This window comes from Kitasatospora sp. NPDC028961 (assembly GCF_055564815.1).
In genome coordinates this window covers 23,774-50,195 of the sequence record NZ_JBVHVO010000029.1, presented here as the reverse complement: position 1 = coordinate 50,195, position 26,422 = coordinate 23,774, and the positions used below count along the sequence as shown (strand labels likewise).

General features: G+C 74.5%; 28 protein-coding genes. 16 read left to right on the top strand and 12 right to left on the bottom strand.

The features are described 5' to 3' along the window. The first annotated feature begins 78 nt into the window (after nt 1-78). Nucleotides 79-711 (top strand): hypothetical protein, encoded by a 633-nt coding sequence (locus ACZ4UX_RS31520; protein ID WP_465709113.1) that lies wholly within the window; start codon nt 79-81, stop codon nt 709-711. Nucleotides 712-816: 105 nt separating this feature from the next. On the opposite strand, the gene ACZ4UX_RS31515 is transcribed toward ACZ4UX_RS31520, so the two are convergent. Continuing rightward, complete coding sequence (locus ACZ4UX_RS31515; RefSeq protein WP_329485718.1) at nt 817-1,017, bottom strand: hypothetical protein; 201 nt, start codon at nt 1,015-1,017, stop codon at nt 817-819. A 157-nt stretch (nt 1,018-1,174) separates the two neighbouring features. Here ACZ4UX_RS31515 and ACZ4UX_RS31510 point away from each other — a divergent pair, with 157 nt between their 5' ends. Further along, nucleotides 1,175-1,429, top strand: a complete 255-nt coding sequence (locus ACZ4UX_RS31510; protein WP_329485719.1) for a hypothetical protein — start codon at nt 1,175-1,177, stop codon at nt 1,427-1,429. Nucleotides 1,430-1,453: 24 nt separating this feature from the next. On the opposite strand, the gene ACZ4UX_RS31505 is transcribed toward ACZ4UX_RS31510, so the two are convergent. Continuing rightward, nucleotides 1,454-2,326 (bottom strand): oxidoreductase, encoded by an 873-nt coding sequence (locus ACZ4UX_RS31505; RefSeq protein WP_465709112.1) that lies wholly within the window; start codon nt 2,324-2,326, stop codon nt 1,454-1,456. A gap of 71 nt (nt 2,327-2,397) precedes the next feature. Between ACZ4UX_RS31505 and ACZ4UX_RS31500 the strand changes: the two genes are divergently transcribed. Further along, entirely contained in the window at nt 2,398-3,387 is a 990-nt protein-coding gene (locus ACZ4UX_RS31500; RefSeq protein WP_465709111.1) for a DUF5937 family protein, read from the top strand. A 267-nt stretch (nt 3,388-3,654) separates the two neighbouring features. Here ACZ4UX_RS31500 and ACZ4UX_RS31495 read toward each other — a convergent pair whose 3' ends face one another. From ACZ4UX_RS31495 to ACZ4UX_RS31485, 3 genes are all read right to left on the bottom strand, one after another. Beyond that, nucleotides 3,655-5,268: an MFS transporter gene (locus tag ACZ4UX_RS31495; RefSeq protein ID WP_465709110.1), complete on the bottom strand. Its 1,614-nt coding sequence runs from the start codon at nt 5,266-5,268 to the stop codon at nt 3,655-3,657. Between the two features lie 213 nt (nt 5,269-5,481). Next, nucleotides 5,482-5,559 carry a 50S ribosomal protein bL37 gene (locus ACZ4UX_RS31490; protein ID WP_465606175.1) on the bottom strand — a complete coding sequence of 26 codons (78 nt, stop codon included), beginning with the start codon at nt 5,557-5,559 and terminating at the stop codon, nt 5,482-5,484. Nucleotides 5,560-5,918: 359 nt separating this feature from the next. After that, the gene (locus ACZ4UX_RS31485; RefSeq protein ID WP_465709109.1) at nt 5,919-7,025 is read right to left on the bottom strand and encodes a hypothetical protein; all 1,107 of its coding nucleotides are present in this window, start codon (nt 7,023-7,025) and stop codon (nt 5,919-5,921) included. Between the two features lie 577 nt (nt 7,026-7,602). Between ACZ4UX_RS31485 and ACZ4UX_RS31480 the strand changes: the two genes are divergently transcribed. The 7 genes from ACZ4UX_RS31480 (at nt 7,603) to ACZ4UX_RS31450 (ending at nt 14,665) form a co-directional block, all read left to right on the top strand. Then, on the top strand, nt 7,603-7,929 hold the full coding sequence (locus ACZ4UX_RS31480; protein WP_329485725.1) for a carboxymuconolactone decarboxylase family protein: 327 nt from the start codon (nt 7,603-7,605) through the stop codon (nt 7,927-7,929). A 172-nt stretch (nt 7,930-8,101) separates the two neighbouring features. Then, nucleotides 8,102-9,427: a diacylglycerol/lipid kinase family protein gene (locus ACZ4UX_RS31475; RefSeq protein ID WP_465709108.1), complete on the top strand. Its 1,326-nt coding sequence runs from the start codon at nt 8,102-8,104 to the stop codon at nt 9,425-9,427. 653 nt (nt 9,428-10,080) lie between these two features. Then, nucleotides 10,081-11,649 carry a sensor histidine kinase gene (locus ACZ4UX_RS31470; protein ID WP_465709107.1) on the top strand — a complete coding sequence of 523 codons (1,569 nt, stop codon included), beginning with the start codon at nt 10,081-10,083 and terminating at the stop codon, nt 11,647-11,649. Further along, nucleotides 11,646-12,053, top strand: coding sequence for a roadblock/LC7 domain-containing protein (locus ACZ4UX_RS31465; protein ID WP_329485730.1), 408 nt, complete (start codon nt 11,646-11,648; stop codon nt 12,051-12,053). The genes ACZ4UX_RS31470 and ACZ4UX_RS31465 overlap by 4 nt, the downstream gene beginning before the upstream one ends. Then, nucleotides 12,050-12,409 (top strand): DUF742 domain-containing protein, encoded by a 360-nt coding sequence (locus tag ACZ4UX_RS31460; RefSeq protein WP_465709106.1) that lies wholly within the window; start codon nt 12,050-12,052, stop codon nt 12,407-12,409. Before ACZ4UX_RS31465 ends, ACZ4UX_RS31460 begins: the two co-directional genes overlap by 4 nt. Next, a complete protein-coding gene (locus tag ACZ4UX_RS31455) occupies nt 12,390-12,998 on the top strand; it encodes a GTP-binding protein (protein ID WP_465709105.1) in 609 nt (202 codons plus the stop codon). The genes ACZ4UX_RS31460 and ACZ4UX_RS31455 overlap by 20 nt, the downstream gene beginning before the upstream one ends. Before the next feature lie 140 nt (nt 12,999-13,138). Then, nucleotides 13,139-14,665, top strand: coding sequence for a cytochrome P450 (locus tag ACZ4UX_RS31450; RefSeq protein WP_465709104.1), 1,527 nt, complete (start codon nt 13,139-13,141; stop codon nt 14,663-14,665). Between the two features lie 108 nt (nt 14,666-14,773). On the opposite strand, the gene ACZ4UX_RS31445 is transcribed toward ACZ4UX_RS31450, so the two are convergent. The 4 genes from ACZ4UX_RS31445 to ACZ4UX_RS31430 all read right to left on the bottom strand — a co-directional run bounded on the left by ACZ4UX_RS31445 (nt 14,774) and on the right by ACZ4UX_RS31430 (nt 18,727). Further along, nucleotides 14,774-15,259, bottom strand: a complete 486-nt coding sequence (locus ACZ4UX_RS31445; RefSeq protein WP_465709103.1) for a hypothetical protein — start codon at nt 15,257-15,259, stop codon at nt 14,774-14,776. 114 nt (nt 15,260-15,373) lie between these two features. Continuing rightward, nucleotides 15,374-15,790: a VOC family protein gene (locus tag ACZ4UX_RS31440; protein ID WP_329485738.1), complete on the bottom strand. Its 417-nt coding sequence runs from the start codon at nt 15,788-15,790 to the stop codon at nt 15,374-15,376. Nucleotides 15,791-15,800: 10 nt separating this feature from the next. Further along, complete coding sequence (locus tag ACZ4UX_RS31435; RefSeq protein WP_329491999.1) at nt 15,801-16,175, bottom strand: helix-turn-helix transcriptional regulator; 375 nt, start codon at nt 16,173-16,175, stop codon at nt 15,801-15,803. A gap of 152 nt (nt 16,176-16,327) precedes the next feature. Then, nucleotides 16,328-18,727, bottom strand: coding sequence for an ATP-binding cassette domain-containing protein (locus tag ACZ4UX_RS31430; RefSeq protein WP_465709102.1), 2,400 nt, complete (start codon nt 18,725-18,727; stop codon nt 16,328-16,330). Nucleotides 18,728-19,102: 375 nt separating this feature from the next. On the opposite strand from ACZ4UX_RS31430, the gene ACZ4UX_RS31425 reads away from it, so the two are divergent. Both ACZ4UX_RS31425 and ACZ4UX_RS31420 read left to right on the top strand, forming a co-directional pair. After that, the gene (locus ACZ4UX_RS31425; protein ID WP_329485740.1) at nt 19,103-19,912 is read left to right on the top strand and encodes an SDR family NAD(P)-dependent oxidoreductase; all 810 of its coding nucleotides are present in this window, start codon (nt 19,103-19,105) and stop codon (nt 19,910-19,912) included. Between the two features lie 396 nt (nt 19,913-20,308). After that, nucleotides 20,309-20,608, top strand: a complete 300-nt coding sequence (locus tag ACZ4UX_RS31420) for a WhiB family transcriptional regulator (RefSeq protein WP_465709101.1) — start codon at nt 20,309-20,311, stop codon at nt 20,606-20,608. A 224-nt stretch (nt 20,609-20,832) separates the two neighbouring features. Here the strand turns inward: ACZ4UX_RS31420 and ACZ4UX_RS31415 are convergent, their stop codons facing one another. Both ACZ4UX_RS31415 and ACZ4UX_RS31410 read right to left on the bottom strand, forming a co-directional pair. Beyond that, nucleotides 20,833-21,384, bottom strand: coding sequence for a GNAT family N-acetyltransferase (locus tag ACZ4UX_RS31415; protein ID WP_465709100.1), 552 nt, complete (start codon nt 21,382-21,384; stop codon nt 20,833-20,835). A 249-nt stretch (nt 21,385-21,633) separates the two neighbouring features. After that, nucleotides 21,634-22,476 (bottom strand): hypothetical protein, encoded by an 843-nt coding sequence (locus tag ACZ4UX_RS31410; protein ID WP_465709099.1) that lies wholly within the window; start codon nt 22,474-22,476, stop codon nt 21,634-21,636. Nucleotides 22,477-22,664: 188 nt separating this feature from the next. Here ACZ4UX_RS31410 and ACZ4UX_RS31405 point away from each other — a divergent pair, with 188 nt between their 5' ends. After that, nucleotides 22,665-23,303 (top strand): DUF1345 domain-containing protein, encoded by a 639-nt coding sequence (locus ACZ4UX_RS31405; RefSeq protein WP_465709098.1) that lies wholly within the window; start codon nt 22,665-22,667, stop codon nt 23,301-23,303. Nucleotides 23,304-23,351: 48 nt separating this feature from the next. On the opposite strand, the gene ACZ4UX_RS31400 is transcribed toward ACZ4UX_RS31405, so the two are convergent. After that, nucleotides 23,352-24,344: an ArsR/SmtB family transcription factor gene (locus tag ACZ4UX_RS31400; RefSeq protein ID WP_465709097.1), complete on the bottom strand. Its 993-nt coding sequence runs from the start codon at nt 24,342-24,344 to the stop codon at nt 23,352-23,354. 193 nt (nt 24,345-24,537) lie between these two features. Between ACZ4UX_RS31400 and ACZ4UX_RS31395 the strand changes: the two genes are divergently transcribed. From ACZ4UX_RS31395 to ACZ4UX_RS31385, 3 genes are all read left to right on the top strand, one after another. Continuing rightward, nucleotides 24,538-24,750: a hypothetical protein gene (locus tag ACZ4UX_RS31395; RefSeq protein ID WP_465709096.1), complete on the top strand. Its 213-nt coding sequence runs from the start codon at nt 24,538-24,540 to the stop codon at nt 24,748-24,750. A 73-nt stretch (nt 24,751-24,823) separates the two neighbouring features. Continuing rightward, nucleotides 24,824-25,312: an RNA polymerase sigma factor gene (locus ACZ4UX_RS31390; protein ID WP_465709095.1), complete on the top strand. Its 489-nt coding sequence runs from the start codon at nt 24,824-24,826 to the stop codon at nt 25,310-25,312. Continuing rightward, on the top strand, nt 25,312-26,352 hold the full coding sequence (locus ACZ4UX_RS31385) for a hypothetical protein (protein WP_465709094.1): 1,041 nt from the start codon (nt 25,312-25,314) through the stop codon (nt 26,350-26,352). Before ACZ4UX_RS31390 ends, ACZ4UX_RS31385 begins: the two co-directional genes overlap by 1 nt. Nucleotides 26,353-26,422 lie beyond the last annotated feature (70 nt).

Sequence of the window (26,422 nt, the reverse complement as noted above, 5' to 3'; positions counted from 1 at the left end):
CCGGCTCGTTCGCGCGGGTTCGGCCGCCACCGCGGGTGGAACACCCCCCAAGGGATTTCCGGTGGAGGGAACAGCGCCATGGGCCTCTTGCACGCCGCTTGCACGGTGGCCGTTCCGCTCCTCGCGATGTGGTCCGTCCTGCGCGTGTGGTTCCGCGGCGACGCCGTGGTCGCGGACTCGCTCGCCGCGTACTGCTGGTCGGCCGTCGGCATCGCGCTCGGCCGGACGGCCGGTCCGTGGTGGCTGCCGGCCGTCTGCTGGACCACCGCGGGCGCCACCCTGCTGTCGCACGTGACCTCGCTGCTGAGACTGCTGTTCGAGAAACCGCTGGTCCGGGTCGACCCGGCACGCTTCCGGGAGAGGCTGCTGGAGATCTGCGGGACGGAGACCGGACCGAAGGCCTTCCTGGTCGGCGTGGGCCCGGACGGCACGGTCGTGGTCCGGGGCCTGGAGGCGGCCGGAGTGCCGCGCCACCGGCACCGGCCGGGACCCGGCTGCGCCACCTGCTACCTGGAGGAGTTCGTCCGCGAGCTCGCCGTCAACGGCACGGACGCGGTGGACCGCTACCGCGGTCTGCTGAAGCGCCGCGCCAACCGGCTCTTCCTGCTGCGGCGCGGCGTGCTCGACGACCGGTGGACGGCGGAGCTCCGGCAGGTGCCCGGCTTCAGGACGCCGTTCGAGTACTCTCCGTGCGCCGTCCACCGCCTCTGACGGCGCTCCGCACACCCCCGGTCACACCGAAGCGGCCGTTCGGACCGGCGCCGCGGTGGCACCGGTCCGAACGGCCCCGGCAGCGGGTCCGCGGAGCGGAGGCGCTCAGGGAAGCAGCTTGTCCAGGGCGGCGGGGCCCTCCGCCGCCAGCTTCCGCTCCGCCCACGCGAGGGTCTCCGGGGTGATGTCGCGCCCGGAGGCCAGCACCAGGTCCTCGGGGGTGACCTCACCGCCGGCGCCGGTGTGCAGCAGGGCGTCCGGCGTGACCTCGCCGGGCCACTGAATCGAATCGGGTCGGTCGTTCATACCGCCTCCTAGTTCGTTCACTGCCTCCATCCTGGCGCCTGGAGGGCGAAAACGGACAGCCGTACGGGGTACGCGGGGCCAGATGGTGGAACCGGCCGCGCGCTCGGCCCGCGCGGGGGTGGCACCGGGAGCGCGCCGGAACCCGGACAATGACGGGATGAGCAGCGCACACCAGCAACCCCGTGGCCTCACTTCACTGATCCCTCAGTCACGGGCCACCACGGCCAGTGAACGGGCCGCCGCCCAGCTCCTGCACCTGCGCGAGACCTCGCTGCCGGTGCCGGTGGTCGCGGCCGCAGCCGAACTGATCGCCGACCGCCTGGACGACCCGGATCCGGTCACCCGCGAGGTCGCCGCCGCCGTCCACAGCCGCCTGCTCGCCGCCCTGGCGGACATCGCGCCCGGCCGGTGAGCCCGCCCGGCGATCGGGGGCCGCTCAGCGGGTGCCGACGGCGTCCAGGACGCGCAGCGTCCGGTCGGGCAGCTCGACCGAGGCCGCCGCGATGTTCTCGCGCAGGTGCGCCACCGAGGAGGTCCCGGGGATGAGCAGGATGTTCGGGGAGCGCCGCAGCAACCAGGCCAGCGCCACCTGCCGGGCCGTGATGCCCAGGTCACGGGCGACGTCCTCCAGGGCGTCGACCTGGAGCGGGCGGAAGCCGCCCAGCGGGTAGTAGGGCACGTAGGCGATGCCCTGCTCGGCGCACCGGTCGACCAGGTCGTCGTCCCCGCGCAGGGCGACGTTGTAGTGGTTCTGCACACAGGCCACCGGGGCGATGTCGCGAGCCGCCCGGACCTGCTCGGCGCTGACGTTGCTGACCCCGAGGTGGCGGATCAGGCCCTGCTCGCGCAGTTCGGCGAGGACGGCGAACGGCCCGGCGAGGTCGGCGGCGGCCCGGGTGTCGGTCATCCGCAGATTGACCAGGTACAGCGCCGGTACGTCCAGCCGCCGCAGGTTGTCGTGGACGGCCCGGACCAGCTCGTCGCGGGACAGGGCGGCGGGCCAGGCCCGGTCCGGGGTGCGGCGGGCGCCGACCTTGGTGGCGATGCACAGGTGCTCCGGGTACGGGTGGAGGGCCTCCCGGATCAGCTCGTTGACCACGTGCGGGCCGTAGTAGTCGCTGGTGTCAAGGTGCGTGATCCCGGCCTCGACGGCGGCGCGCAGGACGGCGAGGGCGGCGTCCCGGTCCCGGGGCGGCCCCCACACCTTCGGGCCCGCCAGCTGCATCGCGCCGTAGCCGAGCCGGGTGAGGGCCAGCCCACCGATCTTCCAACTGCCCGCCGCGGCCGGGGCGGTCGTCTCTGAGGTCATGCCCGGATGATCTCCGGGCCGTACACTGGGCCGCCAACGATTAGGGGATGTCCGAATCCTGAGGAGGCCGCGTGCACGCGGAACTGGCGTTCTCGGCCACCGACCTGGCCCTGGTGCGGTTCGCCGTCTCGCCGATGTGGGAGGTGGGCACCAGCTGCCGGCTGCTGGCCTCCGGCGCCGCGCACCCCGTGCACCAGCCGTGGATCCAGCAGGTCCGGCCGCGGGTCACCGCCGCGGGCCTGGATCGGGGGCTGCTCGCCGAGCTGGTGCCGCGCGCCGGCTACGTCGCCGACTTCCTCAACCCGGCGCCCGCCGGGCCCGCGCCCACCCTGGCGCAGGAGCTGGCCGGGATCCGCGCCACGCCCCCGTCCCGGGTGCACCAGGACCTCGAACGCCTGCGGGGCGAACAGGGCTCCCCCGGCCCCCGAGTGCGAGCCCTCCAGGCCTCCCCGCCGGCCCAGCTGGAGCGGCTGGCGGAGGAGATCGAGACGTACTGGGAGCTCGCCCTGGCCCCCTACTGGGCACGGATCCGGGCGGTGCTCGACGCCGATGTCTTCCACCGGGCCCGCCAGGTCGCCGAGCACGGCACCGGGCGGCTCCTCAACGAACTCCACCCCTCGGCGAGTTGGGACGACAACGCGCTGCGGATCGCCCGGCGGCGGCGGACGCTGTCCCGCCAGGGCGCCGGCGACGGGCTGCTGCTGATCCCCTCGGCGTTCACCGGTCCGCACCTGCTCACCCGGCTGATGCCGCCGGAGCCGCCCCAACTCGCCTATCCGGCCCGCGGCATCGGCGCCCTGTGGGAGTCCCGGCCGGCCCCGGCGACGAACGCCCTGGCCGCCGTCCTCGGCCGCTCCCGGACCAGGCTGCTGACCGAACTGGACTCTCCGGCCTCCACCACCGAACTGGCCCGCCGCACCGGGCTCTCCCCGGCCGGGGTGTCGCAGTACCTCACCGCGCTGCGCGACGCCGGCCTGGTCAGCGCCCACCGGGCCGGCCGCTCGGTGCTCTACGCCCGTACCTCCGTCGCCGAAGCCGTGCTGGCGGCGCCCCGGCCCTGAGGGCGCCGGCCGAGGGGGCTTGACCGGTCGTCACCCGTCCTGCGAACTTGGCGGGCGACCGGGCGAACGGCAGTACCGAGGGGGAACAGAGTGAGCACGACGGGGGATGCGGGACCTCCGACGGGAGCGGCGACCCGGCGGCGGGCGCTGCTCGCCGTGGACACCGCGTCGAAGCGGCTGTACGTCCGGGTGACCGCCTGGCTCTGGTCGCCACTCAACCCGTAACCGGGCCACCCGGCCCGACACCGCGCCCGCGCCCGCGCGGTGTCAGGCCGGGCCGGCGCCGTCCTCGGAGACGGCGGCGGTGTCCACGACCGGCGCGGGGTCCGCGGTGACCCGGGTGCCGGGGTGCAGCAGCGCGCAGACGAAGGCGACCGCGAGCGCGGCCGCCATGCCGTAGAGCACGGGCCCGTTCGCCTCGGCGAAGTCCTGCCGGATCGCGTCCAGCAGTGTGGCGCCGACGCCGTTCGGCGCCTGCGAGCCCGCGCCGTGGCCGGTGATGCTCTTGGTGACGGTGTCGGCGACGCCGGGCGCGGCGTCGACCGGGACGCCGTTGGCCACCAGCGTGCTCCGCACGTTCCTGGTGGTGCTGTGCAGCAGGACGGTGCCCAGCACCGCCAGGCCCAGGCTCGCGGAGTAGTTGCGCACCGTCTGGGTGATCCCGGTGACCTCGCCGTACGAGGCGTTGATCGAGCGGTTGACGGCGTCCGTCGAGGCGGGGGTCAGCAGCAGCCCGATCCCCGCGCCCGCCAGGACGATGTACGGCCACTGCGCGCCGAGCGACAGGTCGGTGATCTTCGAGGCCCACAGCGCGAAGCCGACCGCGGACACCGCCGTGCCCAGCAGCATCGGCGGGCGCGCGCCGCGCCGGTCCAGCATCCGCCCGCCGATCTGCGAGCCGGGGGCGAACCCGGCGAAGAAGACCAGCAGGTAGAGACCCGCCTCGTTGGGCGTCTGGTCCAGCGCCACCTGCGCGTAGACGGAGGCGAAGAAGAACACCGGGACGAAGGCGATCATCGCGAAGAAGAGCACGGCGTTGTCCGCCGCGAAGGCCCGGTCGGCGAAGACCCGCATCTTGATCAGCGGGTGCTCGGTGCGCAGCTCCAGCGCGACGAACACCACCAGGACGACCAGCCCGCCGACGATGCACAGCCAGGTCGCCCAGCTTCCCCAGCCCCAGGCCGCCGCCTGCTGGAGGCCCAGCACGCTCAGACCCATCCCGACGGCCACCAGCGTGGCGCCCGGCCAGTCGACCGGCTCGCGGCGGGGGTGGTTGCGGATGCCGGCGAGTACGGTCAGGACCACCGCGACGACCGCGACCGGCACGTTGACCCAGAAGATCGCCCGCCAGGTCCAGCTGGTCAGCCAGCCGCCGAGGATCGGGCCGATCGCGGTCAGGCCGCCCGCGACCCCGAAGAACAGCGCCAGCGCCCGGCCGCGCCGCTCGACCGGGAACACCTCCACCACCACGGCCAGTGCCGCCGGGAACATCAGCGCCGCGCCGAGGCCCTGCACCGCCCGGAAGCAGATCAGCCAGGTCTCGGCGGCACCGCCGGAGGGCACCGCGCCGCAGAGCGCCGAGGCGATCACGAAGGTGAGCGTCCCGATCAGCATCATCCGCTTGTGGCCGAGGACGTCCGCCAGCCGGCCGCCGAGGGCGAAGAAGGCCGCGAGGGAGAGCAGATAGGCGTTGACCACCCACTGCATACCGACGGCCGACAGGCCCAGTTCGCGAATGATGTCGGGCGCGGCGATCGAGACGATCGTCTGGTCGATGAAGGTCATCGAGACCGCGAAGAGCATGGCCGCGAGCGTCAGCGACTGGCTCGCCGCGACCGGCGCGGACTCCTTCGGGGTGCGGTCGGGCCGCGGTGTACCCATCCGTCGCGTCCTTCCGTTCCTCCGGGGCCTCCGGGTCCTCCGGTGGGTCCTCCGGTCAGCTCTTCGAGCCCGGAGGGCCCACGGTCGACACCCCTGCGACCGGTCCCGCACGGCGTTCCCCGCGGTGGCCGCGTACCCGCGGCTCACTGGCGGAGACGGCGCGAGACCACCGGCGGCCCCTCGCCGGGCCACCGGTGGCCGCTCAGGAAGTGCTCAGCACTGGGGCCGACGGCCGTGATTGGCCCCGCGCTTGGCTCGTGCCTTCTTCTTGCGACGTCGCTTCGACGACATGACCACTCCTCTCCCGACGGGGTGCGCTGACCCCGGATTCCACCGTGGCACATCGGGCCGCGACGGGCCTCCGGAGCGCGTACGGGAGGGGGATCGGTGAGCGCGGCGGCCGCGCCGGCCGCCCGGGCCCGGCGCGGTCTCCGCGCGTCGGCCCGCCCACCGGAGCGACCGAGGACCCGAGTCGAACCTCCATTGTTCAGAGTGTTTTTGACTGCTCATCAGATCTGTTATCGCGCCCTCCGGAGCGCGCCGTGGCGTCGCGGATACGGCCGCGCTCGGCCTGGGCGAACGGGCGTACCGGGCGGAACCTCGCGGGCGGGAAGTGGTCCGGGACTGCCCGGGGGGCCGGCCCTCGGCGGTCAGAACGCCGAGGTGTAGGCGGTGAGGAACGGCGCCGACACCGGCGATCCGGCGGCGTTGAAGCAGATCGTGTAGAGCTGCACCGTGCCGGCGCTGCGGGCCCACGGCAGGGCCAGCCCGCACCAGCCCGGGCCGGGGCCGTACGCCGTGGCGTGCGCGGTGTCCGAGGGGACGGCCACCCCGGGCAGGGTGATGGTGAACGGGACCGAACCGGCCAGCGTGTTGGTCGCGCCGCTGGAGTTGAAGTTCGTCGCCGCGGGGACCCCGCCGTTGAACCAGAGGTAGCCGAACGACTTCGGCGGGAACGCCGGCCCGTGCAGGGCGCGCTTGAGGGAGTAGCTCAGCGTCCACCGGGTGTCGTACGGCGCGCCCGCCGCGTTGAAGCAGCTGACCACCACGGTCTGACCGGACGCCGCCGGCGCCCAGTCGGCCACCTTGCAGCGCGCGCCCTGGACCGCGTCGACCGCGGTGACCTCGATGTTCCCGGCAGCGGTGGACAGACCCAGACCGGGCAGCCAGGCCTTCCAGATCCCGGTCGAGCCGTGACTCACCGTGTTGACCGCGCCGGCGGAGTTGTACTGCGCGAGCACCGCCCCCGAGATGTCCGAGAAGGTGTAGCCGTAGGAGCCGCCGGCCGGCGACGGGGTCCCGCTGCTGGTGGTGTAGAGCACGGTGAACAGCGTGTTGTCGGGGGCGCCGCCCGGCCGGTAGCAGTTCACCGCGACGTCCTGCCCGGTGCCCGCCGTGGACCAGCCCTTGATCTGGCACCAGTTGCCGGTACGGCCGACGGCGGTGGCGTGGGCGATGCCGCCCGGGCCGGCGATGAACGGGAAGTGCACGAGGTACGAGCCGACCGCGAGCTGGTCGACCTTGACGGGGTTGCTCGCCGGGGAGGGCCAGCTGCCCCACTGCCGGGTGGGGTCGGGAACGTACCCGGCGGGCGGGGTCGGGTTGTCGAGGAACGCGAAGCCCCAGCGGTCCGGCACGGCGGCCCGGGCGGGGCCGGCCGCCGGCAGGGCGACCGCCACCACGGCGGCCAGCATGGTCAGAACGAGCAGGACGGCGCGGACGGGTCTGAACGACGGTGCGACAGTGCGGGCATGCATGGGCGTACTCCCTGGGTGGTGAGGAGGGGTGTGCGGCCTGCGTCGGTGCAGCCTGCGCTACGAGCCCGCTCCCGGTCCCCGGGGCGGGCCGTGGCCGAGTGGGACGCACCGGTGCCCGGAGAGCCCGGTGGTGTCCGACGTCGGCCGACGCTGTCGGGGTCAGGCCGACGGCGCCTCACATCGTAGGAGCGCACCGGCCGCAGGCCCAGGCCTCTGGCATGTCCCGGAGGGCGGTTGTCGGCCGTTCGCCGGACCGCCCCACCCGCCCCGGCGGCGCCCGCCGGACGCTCCGCCCCCACCGGCCGGTGGCCACCGGCACCCGGGACCTCACGGCCGGTCGGCCGCCCCAGCCGTACCGCGCCGCCGGCGCCGCGGCGGTGTCCGGAACCCGGCCCGGTGGGGCGGGCGGGGCCCGTACGGCGGGCCGGCGCGCCCGGCCCCGGACGCCCCGCCCGTCGCGGAGTGCGACCGCCACCCATCCGGCCTATGGTCGGTGTACGGGGGCACGGCAGGGCGAGCGGTCCGCTGCTCCCGGAGACGACGTGCCGGCCCCTCCCGGCGAAGGAGATGGCCCGGTATGACCAGCGCGTCCGAAACCCCCGTGCTCGACACCCTGGCCGCCATGACGCTCGACTCGGTCGAGCGGTGCGGCCTGCCGATGGACACCTTCCTCCTCACCCGGATCGCGGCGCTCGTCGCGATGGACGCACCACCGATGTCCTACCTGGCCCACATCGGCGCCGCCGACGGAGCCGAGCTGACGGCCGCACAGCTCCAGGACGTCCTGGTCGCCATCGCGCCGATCGTGGGCACCGCCCGCGTGATGTCGGCGGCCGGGCACATCGCGGAGGCCCTCGGCATGGCCATCGCGGTGGCCGAGACCGACATCGCGGCGGGCGGCTGACACCCTTCCCTCCACCGGCGGGCGGCGTGCCGCGAGGCCGGCGGCCGACGCGAACACCCGAACCGGGTGGCCGGTCGACACCGTCCGGGCACCCGGTGACCGGACGCCCCGCGCCCGGGCGCGCCGGGAGCGTCGTGCCCGGCGCCGGGCGAAGACCGAGGAGACGCGCAGCATGGCGTCCCGTTCCCTCCTGAGTGCCCGCTGGTCCGCCCGGGCGGCCCTGGCCTGTGTGCTGGGCGCGGTGGCCGTGCTGGTGGGCACGGTCGGCGCCGGCGGCATCCTGGTGCTCGCCGTCGGGCTGGCCGGGCTGGCGCTCACGGCGGCCGGGACGTGGTGGGTGGTCTCCCACCACGGGGTCGTCCGGCTGGCGGGCGCCCTGCTCGTGGTCGCGGCGCCCGCGGCCGTCGTGGTGGGCTACGCCTGGGCCGGGCTCTGGCCGGTGGCGCTGGCCGCGCTCGCCCTGTGGGCGGTCGCCGCGGCGTTCGCGCGGTCGGCGCTGCGCGCGGCCCGGCCCTTCCACGGCATGCGGGCGGTGGCCCGCGCACTCCCCCGGCAGCCCGTGCTGATCATGAACCCGCGGTCCGGCGGCGGCAAGGTCGGCCGGTTCGCCCTGGTGGAGCGGGCCGAGGCCCTGGGCGCCCGGGTCGTCCTGCTGGACACCGCGACCCACGTGGACGTCGCCGAACTCGCCCGCCGGGCCGTCGCGGAGGGCGCGGACCTGCTCGGCGTGGCCGGCGGCGACGGCACCCAGGCCACGGTGGCCGAGGTCGCCGCCGAGCACGACCTGCCGTTCCTGGTGATCTCGGCGGGGACGCGCAACCACTTCGCCATGGACCTCGGCCTGGACCGCGACGACCCGGCCCGCTGCCTGGACGCGCTGACCGACGGGGTGGAGCTGCGGGTCGACCTGGGCACCGTGGGCGGCCGGGCCTTCGTCAACACGGCCTCGTTCGGCGCCTACGCCGAGATCGTGCAGACCCCGCAGTACCGCGACGCCAAGGCCGGCTCGGCCCTCAGCGCCCTCCCCGACCTCCTCCTCGGCCACTCCGGGCACGCCCTGGAGGCGGTGCTGGCGGACGGCACCCGGCTGACGGGACAGCAGGCGCTGCTGGTCAGCAACAACCCGTACGCGGCTCCCGAACCGACCGTGGTGGGCAACCGCCGGCCGCGGCTGGACCGGGCGACGCTGGGGGTGGTGGGGATCCGGGTGGGCAACGCGTCGCAGGCCGCCGCCGTGGCGCTGCGGGGCAGCCGGGCGGCGGGCCTGCGCGTCCTGACCGCGCCCCGGGTGGTGGTCGACGCCGATGCCGGGCGGATCTCGGTCGCCGTGGACGGGGAGGCGCTGCGGCTCCCGACCCCGGTCACCTGCGCCGTCCGGCCCGGTGCGCTGCGGGTGCTGGTGCCGCGCGACCGCCCGGGGGCTCCACCGGCCCGGCCCGCCATGGACTGGCGCGAGGTCGCGGCCCTCGCCCTGGGCCGCCGGCCCCGGTCGGCGTGACGGGGCGCCTGGAGACGGGGGCCCGCAGCGGTGGGGCGCGTCGGAGCGCCCGCGCGCCGGTCGCGGACTTCGACCGCCCTGCGCGGGTTCCGGTCACGCCGGGCCCACCGGACCGGCGCGCCGCCGGTCACCGGCAGCGAACGCCGGTCCGCCCGGACCGTCCGGGGAACACCGCTTCGGGAGAGCGGCCTTGACGGTTCACCGGGGCCGGCGTCCACCGCACATCACCTGCCGAAGGCCTCCGCACGGCCCGTCAAAGGCCCGTCGCAGACCTCGGCTTAGCACGAACTCGCCACGCTGTGGGGGGATTTCCCGGGGATACCCCTCACATGAGCGAACCGCGCCCCGGCCACGGTACGACGGGCCCGGGACAGGGCAAGTCTGGTGCCTGTGCTCAGCCGGCCGGCCCGATCCGGCCGGCGTCCGGGTTCCGCGGAACGTGCGACAGAGCCACACCGAATCGGCTATAAAACACTGTTACTGATCTTTCGTCAGAAATGTCCCGGAGTTCCGGTTGTCCCGACCCCGGGCCGGGTCCCGGCGCGCACCCTTCGCGCCGGGACCACCCGGCCGGGTGCGGGCGCCGGTCCGCCCACGGTCCGGAGCCGGCCCCCGCCCACTCTCCCCACTCCTTCGAGCGCTTGAGGATGCTGATGCTTCGTGCTGGATCGTCACCCGGAGGCCGACGCCCGGCTCCCGTTCTCGTGTGGCTGGTGCCCACGGTCGTGACGGCGGGCGCCGCTGTCGTCGCCGCGCTGGTGGTCTCCACCGGCGCCCGCGCGGGGGTCCTCTGGTCCGGAGCGGTGGGCACCGCGGCGGTGGCGGTGGTGGCGGCCGAGACGGCCCGCCGGGGCCGCGCCCTCGCCGCCCTGCGCGAACGGTTCGCCCTCCAGGAGAACGAGCTGCGCCGCCGGCTGGCCCGGCAGGAGGCCGAGACCCTCCGGCTCGCCCAGACGACCATGCCCGAGGCGATCGCCCGGCTCCGGCGCGGCACCTCGACCGACGAGATCGTGCGGTCGTACGAGCCCCAGGACACCGGCACCGGCCCGCAGTTCCACGCCGCCCGGCTGGCGGTGCTGCGCAGCATCCTGGAGATCGTCGACACCGAGGAGGGCATGCGCGAGGCCACCCAGCGGGCCTTCGTCAACATCGCCCGCCGCGTTCAGGCGATCGTGCACCGGCAGGCCCAGGAACTGCGCCAGATGGAGGACCGGCACGGCAACGACCCGGCGGTCTTCGAGGACCTGCTGCGCCTGGACCACGGCAACGCCCTGATCGGCCGCCTCGCCGACAGCATCGCCGTCCTCGGCGGCGCCCGCCCCGGCCGCCAGTGGCGCAGGGCGGTCCCGCTGTACAGCGTGCTGCGCGGTGGCATGTCGCGCATCCTCGACTACCGCCGGGTGGAACTGCACCCGGTCTCCCAGGTCGCCGTGGTCGGACCGGCCGTCGAGCCGCTCATCCACGCGGTCGCCGAGCTGCTCGACAACGCCACCCGCTACTCCCCGCCGCAGACCAGCGTGCACCTGACCGCCGTCGAGGTGCAGACCGGCATAGCGATCGAGATCGAGGACGGCGGCCTCAGCCTGAGCGAGGAGGGCCGGGCCCGCGCCGAGCGAATGCTCCTGGAGGCACAGGCCGGCATCGACCTCAACGACCTCGGGGAGACCCCCCGGCTCGGCCTGGCCGTGGTCGGACGGCTCGCGCAGGCCTACGGGTTCCAGATCTCGCTGCGGCCCTCCGCCTACGGCGGGGTGCGCGCGGTGCTGATCGTGCCGCAGGAGCTGATCACCACCGCCCCCGCCACCGGCCGGGCCCACGGCATCGGTGCCGCCGCGAACCCCCTGCCGGCGCCGGACACCGCGCCCCGGCCCCCGGAGCGGACGCGTCCGGTGTCCGTCTCCCGGCCCTGGGGTTCGCGGACCGTCGCCACCGCCTCGCAGCCGTTCCCGGTCGGCGACGACGTGCCGGTGGTGACCGAGCGGACCGCGAACGGCCTGCCCCAGCGCCGCCGCCACGCCGCGCCCTACCGACGGGGCGCGGCCGAATCCCCCCGGATCGCCCCGGCCCCCCGGGCCCCGGAGCCCGCGCCGGCCCCGGCCCAGGCGCCGGCCCAGCCCGGTATGTGGCTGGCCGCGTTCACCGAGGGGGTGAACGGCCACACGCCGTCCACCGACACGGCCGGCCCCACCAGCGAAGAGTCGTCAGGGAAGAGCGAGCAGTGATTCAGCAGCGGAGCAACATGGACTGGATGCTCAAGGATCTTGCGGAGAGCGTCCCGTACACCCGGCACGTCGTCGTCCTCTCCGCCGACGGTCTGCGGATGGCCCAGCACGGCACCGACAACGACACCGCCGACCGGCTCGCCGCCGCCTGCGCCGGCCTGCAGAGCCTCGCCGCCGCGGTCGGGCACGAGTTCCCGCACAGCGACGGCCGGATGCGGCTGGTCGTGATCGAGATGGGCGGCGGCTTCTTCTACCTGATGGCGGCCGGCGCCCGCGCCTATCTCGCCGTGCTCGCCGACGAGGGCGTCGACGCCGGGCTGATGGGCCAGCGGATGCGCGACCTGGTGGCCCGGATCGGCGAGCACCTCACCACACCGGCGCGCAACGGCGGGCAGGTCGCGTGAGTGCGACCGACCAGGACTGGGACGACGGAGAAGCCGAACGCCTCTACGTGATCACGCGCGGCCGCGGCGGACCGGCCGAGCAGACCACGTTCGACCTGGTCACCCTGATCGTCTCCCGGGCGCAGCCGTCTCCCTCGATGCAGCCGGAGCACGCGGCGATCCTGCGGATCTGCGGCTCGCCCCTGTCGGTGGCCGAGATCTCCGCCTATCTGCGACTGCCGATGAGCGCGGTCACCGTCCTCCTGGCGGACCTCCTCGCCGAGGAGCTGATCGAGGCCCGGATGCGGGTCCCCCAGGCCATCCTTCCCGAACGCGCCCTGCTGGAGGCGGTGATACATGGACTTCAGAGACTCTGAGACGGCCCTGGGCCCGCAGCGCGCCGACCTCCTGCCGGCCTCGGCCACCACGGCGGTCAAGGTGGTGATCGTGGGGGGCTTCGGGGTCGGCAAGACGACCCTGGTCGGCTCCGTGAGCGAGATCCGTCCGCTGACGACCGAGGAGACGATGACGCAGGCCGGAGCCGACGTCGACGACACGGCCGGGATCGAGCGCAAGACCTCGACCACGGTCGCGATGGACTTCGGCCGGATCAGCATCAACGAGGAACTGGTGCTGTACGTGTTCGGCACCCCCGGGCAGGAGCGGTTCTGGTTCCTCTGGAACGGCCTGTTCGAGGGTGCGCTCGGCGCGGTCGTGCTCGTCGACACCCGTCGGCTCGAAGTCAGCTTCGAGGTCATCGGACGACTGGAGGACCGTGGCGTGCCGTTCGTCGTCGCGGCCAACACCTTCCCCGAGTCGCCGAGTTACCCGGTCGAGGAGCTGCGGGCGGCGCTCGACCTGCCGCCCGAGGTGCCGATCGTGGACTGCGACGCCCGCACCCGCGAGTCCAGCCGTGACGTGCTCCTCGCCCTGATGCGCTACCTGTACGACCGCCCGGCGTCCTAGGGGGCACGGCCCGGCCACCGCGCTCCCCGGCCGGTGCCCGGGCGGTGCCCCCTGCCGCCCTTCACACCCCCCGCCCTTCACGCCCCCCGCCCGCGACGGCCGCCTCCGGGTGGCCGCCCCGCCCCGACCCCGGAGACACCGTGACCCCCCCGTTCCCTGAGGACGCCCTGCCCACCCCGCCGCCCGGCTGCCCCGCGCACGGCCTCGCCACCGGCGGTTCCGGTACCGGCGGCCTGGGCGCCGGCGGCCTCCGGCGGCTCTACGGGCCCGAGGCCGAGGCCGACCCGGCGGGCCTGTACGAGAAGCTGCGCGCCGAACACGGCGAGGTGGCGCCGGTCCTGCTGCACGGCGACCTCCCGGCCTGGCTGATCGTCGGCCACTCCGCGAACCTCATCGCGATGCGCACGCCCTCCCGGTTCTCCCGGGACTCCCGCCGCTGGTCGGCCTTCCAGGACGGGCTGGTCTCCCCGGACTCGCCGCTGATGCCGGTGATCGCCTGGCAGCCGCTCTGCGTGTTCGCCGACGGCGAGGAGCACAAGCGCCTGCGCGGCGCCGTCACCGACGGGCTGAACAGCTTCGACCGGCGCGGGGTGCGGCGCCACGTCACCCGCTTCACCGACCAGCTCGTCCAGGAGTTCGGCCCCACCGGCCGGGCCGAGCTGGTCACCCAGTTCGCCGAGCACCTGCCGATGCTCGTGATGACCCAACTGGTCGGCATGCCGGAGGAGTACGGCCCGCACCTGGTCTCCGCCGCCCGCGACCTGATGAAGGGCACCGAGACGGCCATCGCGAGCAACGACTACGTCGTCGCGACGCTGCGCCGGATGATGGAGCGGAAGCGGGTCTCGCCCGGCCCCGACCTGGTGTCCCGGCTGATGCAGCACGAGGCCGGGCTCACCGACGACGAAGTCCTCGAACACCTGCGGGTCGTCCTGCTCGCCGCGAACGAGACGACAGTCAACCTGATCGCGGACACCCTCAAGATGGTCCTCACCGACCAGCGGTTCCGCACCCACCTGTCCGGCGGCCACATGACCCTGGCCGACGCCCTGGACCAGGTGCTCTGGGACGCGGCGCCGATGTCGCTGGTCGCGGGCCGCTGGGCGACCGGCGACACCGAACTCGGCGGGCAGCAGATCAAGGCCGGCGACATGCTCCTGCTCGGCCTCGCGGCCGGCAACTCCGACCCGGCCATCCGCCCCGACCTGGCCACGCCCCTCCACGGGAACCGCTCCCACCTGGCCTTCGGCGCCGGTCCGCACGAATGCCCCGGCCAGGACATCGGCCGGGCCATCGCCGAGACGGGGATCGACATCCTGCTCACCCGCCTGCCGGACCTCCGCCTCGCGGTCGAGGAGGAGGAGCTGAGCTGGACGTCGGCCTGGATCTCGCGCCACCTGTCCGCCCTGCCCGTCGAGTTCACCCCGAGGACGCCCGAGGGCGAGCGGCGGGCCCCGACCGGCACGCTTCCGCCGCCGCGCAGCGTTCCCTCCACGCCGCCGCCCGCCACGCCGCAGGCCGTCGGGGCGCAGGCCACCGCGTCGCAGGCCGTCGGGGTCGAGCCGGCCGGTCCGGCCGTCGCCGAGGACGCGCTCGCCGCCGCCGTCACCGTGCCCCGGCCGCGGCGCTCCTGGTGGGACGCGCTGACCCGGTGGTTCCGGCCCTGAGCCGCTCCGGTCCCTGAGCGGGGCCCGGCTCCGGGCTTCCGGCTCTGAGCCGGGCCCCGCTCCCCGGTCCGGCTCAGGCGTCGGTCCGGCCCCGCTCCCCGGTGCGGCTCAGGCCTGGGCCTCGTCCAGGTCGACGGCGGCCGTGCCGTGCAGCACCCGTCCGGCCACCCGTGCCTCCTCCAGGCTCCGGGTGAAGACCTCGATGCGCTCCCGCGGCTCCAGGGACATCAGTCCGGGCGGCCACGTTCCCGGCGGCACCACGAGCACGACGGCCCGGCCGCGCTCCTCGGCCGCCGACTCCCAGCCGGGCGAGACCTCGACCGGGGAGGCGGGCTCCCACACCTGCCGCCCGCCGACCAGGACCAGCCTGGCCAGCAGCGGGCCGCGCACCTCCAGGACCCCGGTGGTGTCCGGCGGGTCCCCTGCCGCCAGCGTGAACCCGCTGTCCACCAGGTTCTCGACGAGTTCGCCGTGCAGCGCGGCGCCGACCTCCACGATCACCTCGGCGAGCGGCGGCCCGTCGGCCGTCTCGCGGATCGCCAGCGCCCACACCATCGGCGCCCGCTGCGGGCCCGTGCCCGCCTCATCGGACATCCGGCCCACCGCCCGCCCGCACGCGGCGCTCGGAGCCGAACGGACCGGCCGGGTGCGGCCGGTGACCTCCCGTCCGGGACGGGGCCGGCGCCCACCGGGCGCGTCCGCCGGGAGTCACCTCGCGAGGGCCTGGGTGAACCGCACCAGGTTGCCGGCCGGATCGCGGAACCCGCAGTCGCGGACGCCGTAGGGCTGGTCCATCGGCTCCTGCAACACCTCCCCGCCGGCCGCGCTGACCCGCTCGAAGGCGGCGTCGCAGTCGTCCGTCGCGAAGATGACACCGCGCAGCAGCCCCTTGGCCATCAGCTCCGCCATGGCCTGCCGGTCCGCCGACGAGGCGTTCGGGTCGGCGAGCGGCGGTTCGAGCACGATGTTCACGTCCGGCTGCGAGGGCGCGCCGACGGTCACCCAGCGCATCCCCTCGAACCCGACGTCGTTGCGCACCTCCAGGCCGAGCACGTCGCGGTAGAAGGCGATCGCCTTGTCGTGGTCGTCGACGGCGATGAAGCACTGCGAGAGCCTGATGTCCATGCCGCCCAGGCTACGACCGGGGGGCGGCGCCCGCTTCTCCGTTCCTGACCGGCCGCGTGTGGATCTTGGCGATGCAGGCCGGGACGGCGGCGCCGTCCTCGTGGTCACGGGCCCGGTAGCTGCTCGGGTTCTCGCCGACCAGCTCGGTGAAGCGGGTGCTGAACGAGCCGAGCGACGTACAGCCGACCGCGAAGCACACCTCGGTCACCGTGAGGTCGCCGCGGCGCAGCAGCGCCTTGGCCCGCTCGATGCGGCGGGTCATCAGGTAGCTGTAGGGCGTCTCGCCGAAGGCGGCGCGGAAGCTGCGGGAGAAGTGGCCCGAGGACATCAGGGCATCCCGGGCCAGGGCGGCGACGTCCAGTGGCTCGGCGTAGTCGCGGTCCATCCGGTCCCGGGCCCGCCGTAGCCGGACGAGGTCGTCGAGCTCTTGCCGCTTCACCCGGCCAGTCTCCCACAGCGCCCCGGACCGGGGCCGGGCGCGGACGCCACCGCCCGCCCGCGCGGACGCCGGGGTCCGCGCGGGCGGGGGCGGTGGGGTCAGGCTCCGACGTAGGCGGCGAGGTGCTCGCCGGTCAGCGTCGAGCGGGCGGCCACCAGCTCGGCCGGGGTGCCCTCGAAGACGATCCGGCCGCCGTGGTGGCCGGCGCCGGGGCCGAGGTCGATGATCCAGTCGGCGTGGGCCATGACCGCCTGGTGGTGCTCGACGACGATGACCGACTTGCCGGCGTCGACGAGCCGGTCGAGCAGGCCGAGCAGTTGTTCGACGTCGGCGAGGTGGAGACCGGCGGTCGGCTCGTCGAGGACGTAGACGCCGCCCTTGTCGGCCATGTGGGTGGCCAGCTTGAGCCGCTGCCGCTCGCCGCCGGAGAGGGTGGTGAGCGGCTGGCCGAGGCTGAGGTAGCCGAGCCCGACGTCGGCCAGCCGACCGAGGACGGCGTGCGCCGCCGGGGTGCGCGCCTCACCGGCGCCGAAGAACTCCTCCGCCTCCGTCACCGACATCGCGAGCACCTCGCTGATGTCGCGGCCGCCGAGCCGGTACTCCAGCACCGCCGCCTGGAACCGCTTGCCCTCGCACTCCTCGCAGGTGCTGGCGACGCCGGCCATCATCGCGAGGTCGGTGAAGACGACCCCGGCGCCGTTGCAGGTCGGGCAGGCACCCTCGGAGTTGGCGCTGAACAGGGCCGGCTTCACCCCGTTGGCCTTGGCGAACGCCTTGCGGATCGGGTCGAGCAGCCCGGTGTACGTCGCGGGGTTGCTGCGCCGCGAGCCGCGGATCGGGCTCTGGTCGACCGAGACCACGCCCTGCTCGGCGCCCAGCGGGCCCTTGACCAGCGAGCCGTGCACGAGCGAGCTCTTGCCCGAGCCGGCGACACCGGTGACCACGGCCAGCACCCCGAGCGGGATGTCGACGTCGACGTCGCGCAGGTTGTTGGCCGTCGCGCCCCGGACCTCCAGCACCCCGGTGGGCTTGCGCACCTCCTCCTTGACGGCGGCCCGGTCGTCGAAGTGGCGGCCGGTGACGGTGCCGCTGGCCCGCAGCCCCTCGACGGTGCCCTCGAAGCAGACGGTGCCGCCCGCCGTTCCGGCACCCGGGCCGAGGTCGACGATGTGGTCGGCGATCACGATCGTCTCCGGCTTGTGCTCCACCACGAGCACCGTGTTGCCCTTGTCCCGCAGCCGCAGCAGCAGGTCGTTCATCCGCTGGATGTCGTGCGGGTGCAGACCCGCGGTGGGCTCGTCGAAGACGTAGGTGGTGTCGGTGAGCGAGGAGCCGAGGTGACGGATCATCTTGACCCGCTGGGCCTCGCCGCCGGACAGCGTGCCGGACGCCCGGTCCAGCGCGAGGTAACCCAGACCGATCTCCACGAACGAGTCGAGGGTCTGCTTCAGCGCGGTGAGCAGGGGCGCCACCGACGGCTCCGTGAGGCCGCCGACCCAGACGGCCAGGTCGCTGATCTGCATCGCACAGGCCTCGGCGATGCTGATCCGCCCGATCTTCGACGACCGGGCGCCCTCGCTGAGCCGGGTGCCCTCGCACTCGGGGCAGGTGGTGAAGGTGACCGCCCGCTCCACGAACGCCCGGATGTGCGGCTGCAGCGATTCCTTGTCCTTGGACAGGAAGGACTTCTGGATCTTGGGGATCAGGCCCTCGTAGGTGAGGCTCACCCCCTCCACCTTCACCTTGGTCGGCTCCCGGTAGAGGAAGTCCTGCATCTCCTTCTTGGTGAACTTCCTGATCGGCTTGTTCGGGTCGAGGAAACCGGACTCGGCGTAGACCCGCACCGTCCAGAAGCTGTCCGACTTCCACCCGGGGATGGTGAACGCGCCCTCGGCGAGCGACTTGGAGTCGTCGTAGAGCTGGGTGAGGTCGATGTCGGAGACGCTGCCCCGGCCCTCGCAGCGCGGGCACATGCCGCCGGTGCGCTGGAAGGTCGCCTTCACCGTCTTCTTGTCGCCGCGCTCGACGGTGATGGCCCCGCTGGCCCGGACGGAGGGCACGTTGAAGGCGTAGGCGCTCGGCGGGCCGATGTGCGGCTCGCCCAGCCGGCTGAAGAGGATGCGCAGCATCGCGTTGGCGTCGGTGGCGGTGCCGACCGTGGAGCGGGGGTCGCTGCCCATCCGCTGCTGGTCGACGATGATCGCGGTGGTCAGCCCTTCGAGGACGTCGACCTCGGGCCGTGCCAGCGTCGGCATGAAGCCCTGGACGAAGGCGCTGTAGGTCTCGTTGATCAGCCGCTGCGACTCCGCCGCGATCGTGCCGAACACCAGGGAGCTCTTGCCCGAGCCGGAGACACCGGTGAGCACCGTCAGCCGGCGCTTCGGGATCTCGACGCTGACGTCCTTGAGGTTGTTCACCCGCGCGCCGTGCACGCGGATCACGTCGTGGCTGTCGGCAGCGTGCGGCGCAGTCGGCTGCGCGTCCGTCCTCTTGGCCATGCCTGTCGTCTCTCCATCCGTCGTGCGGGCCGCCCTCGCGGGCTGTCGCGGCGGCACCGGCTCGATCCAACCAGGTCCCACCGACACTCTCGTGTCCCCGGCCGGGCCGGCGGACCTCGCCGATCCGGCCGTGTCGCCCGCGGGGTCGCGGAACCAGGCTAGGCGCGAGCGGGCGGTCGCGGCTTCTCGGATCCTGATCGGTCCGGGTGGCCGCCCGGCGGCCGCGCGGTCGCCTCCGGTCGCGGTCGCCGGTCGCCGGTCGCGGCCTTCGATCGCGGTCCGCGGTCACGGCCCCCGGCACGAGGGGAGCTGACACGGCGTGAGCATAGGATCCGATGGTTCACGGAGCATCGATCCCGGCGGAGGCGCCCACCCATGTCCGATCAGCGCGTTGTCATCGTGACCGGCGGCGGTACCGGCATCGGGGCGGCCACCGCCCGGCTGCTGCGGGCCGAGGGCTGCCGGGTGGTGGTCTCCGGGCGGCGGTCCGAACCGCTGGAGCGGGTGGCCCGGGAGACCGGCGCGCTCGCCCGGGTGTCGGACACCACCGACCCGGACGACGTACACGCCCTGGTGGAGGAGACCGTCTCCGCCTTCGGCCGGCTGGACGGGGTGGTGCTCAACGCCGGTGTCGGCCGGGGCGGTTCGGTCGGCGACGTCACCCTGGACGACTGGGAGCTGGTGATGCGCACCAACCTCACCGGCCCCTTCCTCGTACTGCGGGCCGCCCTGCCCCACCTGCTGCGGTCGCGGGGATCCGTGGTGGCGGTCTCCTCGGTCTCCGCGCTGCGCAACGGGGTCGGGAACGCGGCCTACGCCACCTCGAAGGCCGCGCTGCTGCAGCTCTGCCGCTCGCTCGCCGTCGACTACGGCCACCGCGGGCTGCGGGCCAACACCGTCTGCCCCAGCTGGGTGCGCACGGAGATGGCCGACCGCCGGATGGCCCGCTTCGCGGACGAGGAGGGGCTGGCCGACACCGACGCGGCGTACCGGGAGGCGACCCGGCTGACGCCGACCGGCCGGCCGGGCGAGCCCGAGGAGGTGGCCGCGGCGATCGGCTGGCTGCTGTCCCCGGCGGCGAGCTACGTCAACGGCGCGGTCCTCACCGTGGACGGCGGGGTCACCGCCCTCGACCCGGGCACCACGGCCTTCGACTTCCGGCTGGAGCCGCGACACGGCGCCTGACACCGCCCGGGCTCGTCCGACCGCGCGAGCCGGTCGCCCGGCCGGTCGGCGCTCCGCACGCCCTCTCGAACCCGCCGTCCGGGCACGGGGCCCGCTGCCCGCCCTGCTGCGGCTGCGGGACGCCGCCCTCCCGCTCTGCTCGCCCTCCCGGGGCCCCGGACCCGGACGACAGGATCCGGACGGGGCTCGGCGATCTCGCCGCGCCGCAGCCGGGCGGCGGCCTGCTCCGTCCGGTGCGGGGCCGCGGTGGCCGCCCGGGCCGCTCCGGCCTGTCCGGTTCCTGGTGCGACGGGGCACCGGCGGCGAACCCGGCCCGGGACGGCAGGCATGAAACGACCGATCCGGGTCAGACGAGGCACGCACCGCGCCCGTTCGTCGTCGACAAGGAGCCGTAGCGTGAGCGACATCTCCCACCTGCCCGGCACACCGGAGCACCGTTGGAACCGGCCGCAGCACGCCGCATGCCGGAGCACCGACGGCAGGCGCCTCTTCCAGCGCGCGGGCGCCGCCGACGCGGGCCACGGCGAGGCGGAGGAAGCGGCCAAGACCCTCTGCGGTGACTGCCCGGTGCGGATCGAGTGCCGCCGCCACGCCCTCGCCGCGCGTGAGCCGTTCGGCGTCTGGGGCGGGCTGGGCGCGGAGGAGCGCCACGCCCTCTTCGTCCACGACCGGACGGTCGTCCGCCCGGCCGCCTGACGTCCCGGACTTCCTGACCTCCCGGGGTCGGTCGCACCGCCGGACGGCTCCGCAGCCCTGGAGCCGGGACCGATCCCCGAGCCCGGCCGGCCGAGGCCATGCCGCGGCCGGCCGGGCACCGGCAGCCCCGCACACGCGGGCGGCGGTGGCGCGGCGGGGCCCCTCGCCCGCGCCGCTCCACCGCCGCGGGCGGCACGGCGCACACCGTGCCGCCGTGGTGGCGGTCAGCCGCGCCGGACGGCCAGCTCGATCTCGCGGGCCGTCCCGTCCCCCGGCGCGGGGAGGTGGTGGCCGGTGGGCTCGAAGCCGGTCTTCCGGTACATCGCCCAGGCCCGGCCGTTGGCCTCGTGGACGAAGAGCCGCACCCGCTCGACGCGCGGCTCGGCGAGCGACCAGGACCAGTCCAGGGCGGCCTCGAAGAGCCCCTGCGCGACACCGCTGCCGCGCGCCTCGGACCGCACGAAGACGCCGACGACATGGGTCTGCGCCTGCTCCGGGACATCACCGAAGAAGGTCGCCGTACCGGCGTGCTCGACCAGCACCGAGACGGTGCCGAGCCAGCGCCCGTCGGCCGCCTCCGCGACGAACTGCCGCGCGGCGACGCCCTCGGCCGCGCCGGCGGCGCGCTCCTGCCAGAACTCGTCCGGCTGGGCGGCCGCCTTCTCGTAGCTGTCGTGGAAGGCGATGGGCGCCGCCGGATCGAGCAGCGCGTCCAGCCGGAGCTGCTTGATCTTCGGCCAGTCCTCGGCGTCCACCGCCCTGATGATGTGCTTCATGCGCATGATCATCCCACCGCCACCGGCCGGCCCCGCGGCGGGGGGAGCCGCCCGCCCTAACGGCGGGACGAAGGGCAGCAGCTCGGCGACGAGCAGCAGGTCCCCGTCCCCAGCGGCGAGCGGCGAGCGGCGAAGGAACGGACACCCCGAGTGGATCTTCGAGGCTCCCGGGCCGGTTCCCGTGACCCGCGTCACCGGGGCCGCCCAGGGCGGGGGGACGGACCTCGGGCGCCCGCCCCGCCGGTGCGGTCAGCGGCCGAGCACCGCGTCCGCGGTCTGGCCCGCCTGGGCCTGCTCGATGCGCTTGGCCAGCAGGACGGCGAGGCGCTGCGCCGTCGCGGTGTCCACCGGGCCGTCCTCGGTCGTCACGGTGGCGACCACGGTGCCGGCCCGCATCACGACGGCGATGCCGTCCCGGCCGCCGGGCTCGCCCTGCCAGGCCCGGCTCTCGGTGCCGATGGCGGGCAGTTCCACGGCGTGGTAGCGGGTGGCGTCTCCGTAGGCCGCGTACGCCGCCTTGAGCTTGTCCTGGGCGGCCGCCTTGGTCGGCAGGGTGTCGACGAGGAAGCGCGCGACCACGTCGCCGGAGCTGAACCTCGCCTCGCCGCTGAGCGGCTTGCCGTTGCAGGCCGCGGGGTTCTGGCAGTCCGCGGAGTGGTCGGTGAGGTCGACCCGCCGCTTCTCCTGCTCCCAGCCGGTCATCGCGGCCTGGTCCGGCATCAGCTGCAGGACGGCCCGGTAGTCGAGCAGCGGCGTCGCGGCGTCGCTCCAGACGGGCATCGGAACGGTGCCGGCCGCCGGTCCGCCACCGGGCGCGGCGGTACCGCCGGACGGCGCCGCGCCGGGCGCCGGGGCACCACCGGCGGCCGCACCGGGCGAGGCGCCCGCGCCGCCGGTGGAGGCCTGCGGCGACGCGATGCCCGCACCCGCGCTCGCCTCCGCGCTCGCACCGGCACCGGCCGTCGCCGTGCCCCGGCCGGCCGCCGCGGCGCCGTCACCCGAGGCCTTCGAACCGCTGGAGCCGCAGGCCGTCAGGACCCCCAGCAGCACCCCGGCCGTAGCCACCGTCATCGTGCGACCGACCAACTTCACAGCACTCTCCCTCGTACCCCGGTGTCCGTGGACCGCCAAGGAACCATAGCCCCGACCTCCCCGGCTCCGTCCCGCCCCTCCCCCTTCGCCGGTCGGGGCCCGTTCTCCGGGCTCCCGCGCCCGGCTGCGCCCGGGCCCAGCCGCGGATACGCTGACGCCGACCCCCGCCGTCAGCGCCTGAGGCTCCCATGAACCACTCGTTGGTCCTCTCCGCCGTCCCGCGGCTCGCCGGCTCGGCCATCCTCGGAGCGGCCCTCGGAACGGTCGTCGCCGTCCTGACGGGCGTGCCGCTGGGCGTCCTCGCCGGCATCGCCGGAGCGGAGACGGCCTTCGTCGTGGCGGGGTGGATCGTCCTGTGGCCGATGGACGCCGCCGCCACCCGCCGCAACGTCCGGCGCGAGGAGTTCCGGCCCGCCCTGGAGGAGTTCGCCGTCGTCACCGCCGCGCTGTGCGGACTGGTCGGCATCGTGCTGCTGTTCCTGGCCAGCCGCTCCGACCTGAGCCGGGCCGCGGCCGCGACGGCCCTCTGCGGCGTGTTCACGGCCTGGGCGGCGCTCCACCTGATGTACGCCACCCGCTACGCGTACATCTACTACGGGAACCCCGGCGGCGGGATCGACTTCAACACCGAGGTCCCGCCCCGGTACAGCGACTTCCTGTACTTCAGCTACAACCTCGGCATGACGTACCAGGTCTCCGACACCAGCGTCTCCAGTACCGGACTGCGGGCGGTCGTGCTGCGGCACTGCCTGCTGTCCTACGTCTTCGGCGCCAGCATCCTGGCCACCACCATCAACCTCGTCGCCGACATCGCCACCGGCCGCTGAACCGCCGCCCGGCCCGGCGCTCCGGACGGCCTCCGGACGGCCGACGGGTCAGTGCCCGGCCGGGGCCAGCAGGGCGTCCGCGAGCGCGGTGCGGGCGTAGAGGACGGAGCGGCCGCTGCGGTGCGCGGTCACCAGGCCGGCGTTGCGCAGGGCCGTCAGGTGCTGGGAGACGCCGGCCGCGGACAGGCCGGACCGCTGGGCGAGCCGGGTGGTCGACGCGGGCGTGTCCAGCTCGGTCAGCAGCATCGTGCGGGAGCGGCCCAGCACGGCGGCCACCGCGTCCGGGGAGGTGGTGGCCCGGGGCTCCCAGAGGTTGCCGATCCCGCGCGCCGGATAGGCGAGCTGCGGCGGCTCCGGCGCCACCGACCGGGTCAGCACCTTCGGCCAGGCGAACGCGGAGGGCACCAGGAGCAGCCCGGAACCGACCTGGTCACGGGTCAGCGCGCAGTGCCGGCGGACCAGCCGCAGGGTGCCGTCGTCCCACCGGACGGAGTCGTGCAGCTCGTTGAGCACGTGGGCCGAGCCGTACTCCGCCACCTGCCGCGCCCGGTGGAACACATCGGCTTCGAGCAACCGCCGGATCCGCTCCCAGTAGGGCGCGAGGGCGAGCTCCCAGTAGGCCTCGACCTCAGCGGCGACCTTCGCCAACGCCTCCTCCGGGGCCTCGGACAGGATCCCGAACCGGGCAGGCGCTCCGTCGTCGCGCTCGGCGGCCAGCATCCCGAGCTCGACCCGCACCCGCTCGGGCGCGGTCCGCCGGATCGCCTCCAGCTCGGTGGCGAGCGTGGGGAACGGGCCGGCCGGAGTCGGATTGAGGAAGTCCGCGAGGTAGCCGTCGACGGGCACGAGCTCCGCCAACCACCCCCGGTCGAGCCCCGCCCGCACCAGCCGCGGCCGGACCTGCTCGGCCCACCGCCGGTACAACGGCTGCTCGTCCGCCCGCCGCAGCAGCCGGAAGCTGGTGACGACCTCCCACATCGGCGACACCGCGAACCGCGTCTGCGCCAGGTCCGCCGCGGAGAAACTCAGCCCCGACCGCATCCGCCCCACCCTCCCTCGCCCTCCGCCCGAGCCTAATCGACGGGGCCCGGGGCCGCGGAGCGCAGGGATCATCCGCAAACGCCCGGCCGAGCCGAGGGATCCGCCAGAAACCTCGTTCACCGGGTTAACGCTGGGACCCTCCCGGCACTCCTGGTTGTGGAAGTGTTGAACGAGAGCAAGGGGAGTGCGCGAAGTGGATCCCGTGACCGGCTCGGTGGTGGCGGCGGTGCTGGGGCTGGCAGCGGCCGTGGCCACCCTCGTGGGGCAGTGCTTACGGCCACGCCCGGAGGACTCCTCACGACCTGCCGTCCTGGTGGTCCTGATCGCCGACGACCGCGGTGACGAACGGCTCGCCCCGGGGCAGCCGGAGGAGCGGCGGACGCGGGGTCGCGGCGCAGATGAGTGACACCAGGCCGGACGGGGACGCGACGTCGGCGGCGTCGCTCGGAGGCCTGCCGGCCACTGACCGCGGGAGCGAAGTGAGCTCCCGGAAGAGTGAGTTCGCCTACTTCTACCGCACCTGCGTCCATCGGCTCGTGGCGTTCCTGATGTGGCAGGGAGCCCCGGCGGCCCTGGCCGCCGACCTGGCACAGGACACCATGCTCAAGGCGTACGAGCGTTGGGACCGGATCCAGTCACCGGAGGCCTGGAGCAGACGCGTGGCGTCGCGGGAACTGGTGCGGGCCTTCAGCCAGGTCGAGGAGAGCATCGACGAACTCGCCCTCGAACCGACCTCCTTGCTGCCCTCCCCCGGCGCGGCCGCGGAGTGGGAGCAACAGCAGGAGATCCTGCACCTGCTGCACGGACTGCCGTCCCGTCAGCGGCAGGTCCTGGCGTGGACGCTGGACGGATACACCCCGACCGAGATCGCGGCCGAACTCGGTCTGAACGCGGCGGCCGTCCGGGTCAGTCTGCTCAAAGCACGCAAGTCCGTCTCCAGCAGAATGACCGATCGGGAGGAGGAGTAATGGCCGAGCATGACGTGCCGAAGCGTCGCACCCGCGAACTCTCGGCCCGGCTGGCAGCTTCGCAGACGGCGTTCCTTGACGGGCTCGACGGTCAGCTGGACGTGGAGGCCGGGCTTCGGGAGGTGATGCTGTGCTCGCGGTACCGGGACCTCGTCGACGACGTGGACACGGTGCTGGACGTCGAGGCCGGACTCGTGTCCATCATGTCCCGGACCACGGACCGTACGCAGTTCGAGGAGGCGGCCGCGCCCCTCTACGACGTCGGCCTGCTGCACCAGAGGTTCGAGCTGATCGGCCCGGAGCAGCGGCTCGCCCTGCGCGCGCACCCTCTGGTCACCTCGGCGATCCTCGCCGACCTCCTGATCCGTACGGTGATCCTCGCGCAGGACCTCACCAACGGCCTCGGCTTCGGCCGGTACTACGGCCTGCCGCTGAAGCGGGCCGTGTTCGCCGCTCAGACGATCGCCCGGGGCATCGCCCACGAGCTGGACGGTCGAGCGGCCCTCGCCTGGGAGCTTCGCGACCGGGCGCACGAGATCGTGGCGCTGCTCGAACCGCACTACCCGGCGATCGACCAGGCGGGGAGGGTCGGCCAGATCCTCGTACGAGAACTGGCCGCCACCATCGACCAGCGGGTCAGGACCGCGGATCACCCCGCGATCGCGGAGTTCCTCCGGGCCTGCAAGGTATTCATGTACGCCGTGGGGAGCGGTGACCTGACCCGCGCCGAGCAGGAGGTGGCTTACCTGACACGGGAGTTGGCCGCGCAGGTCGGCGAGCTCCTCGGACTCGGCGAACCGGAGACCCTGGACCTGGAGTTCCTCTCCGAAACCCTGGACAACTTCACCAGCGCCGACCTGAGCGCGGCCGACCTCACCCGCGTCGATCTCGCGGGAGTGCGCTGGTCCGAACTGCACACCCGGTGGCCGGCCGAGATCAGCGTCGACCGCCTGCGGGAGGACTCGCGGGAGACGCTGCCCGGGTCGGGCATCTACATCATCCGGCCGGGCACCGGGGCGCGGGACGTGACCATGGTCTGACCAGGTCCGGCCGGCAGGGTCGACCTGGATGCGACCAGGTGGGCAGGGGGCGTCGGGCCGGGGACCCGGG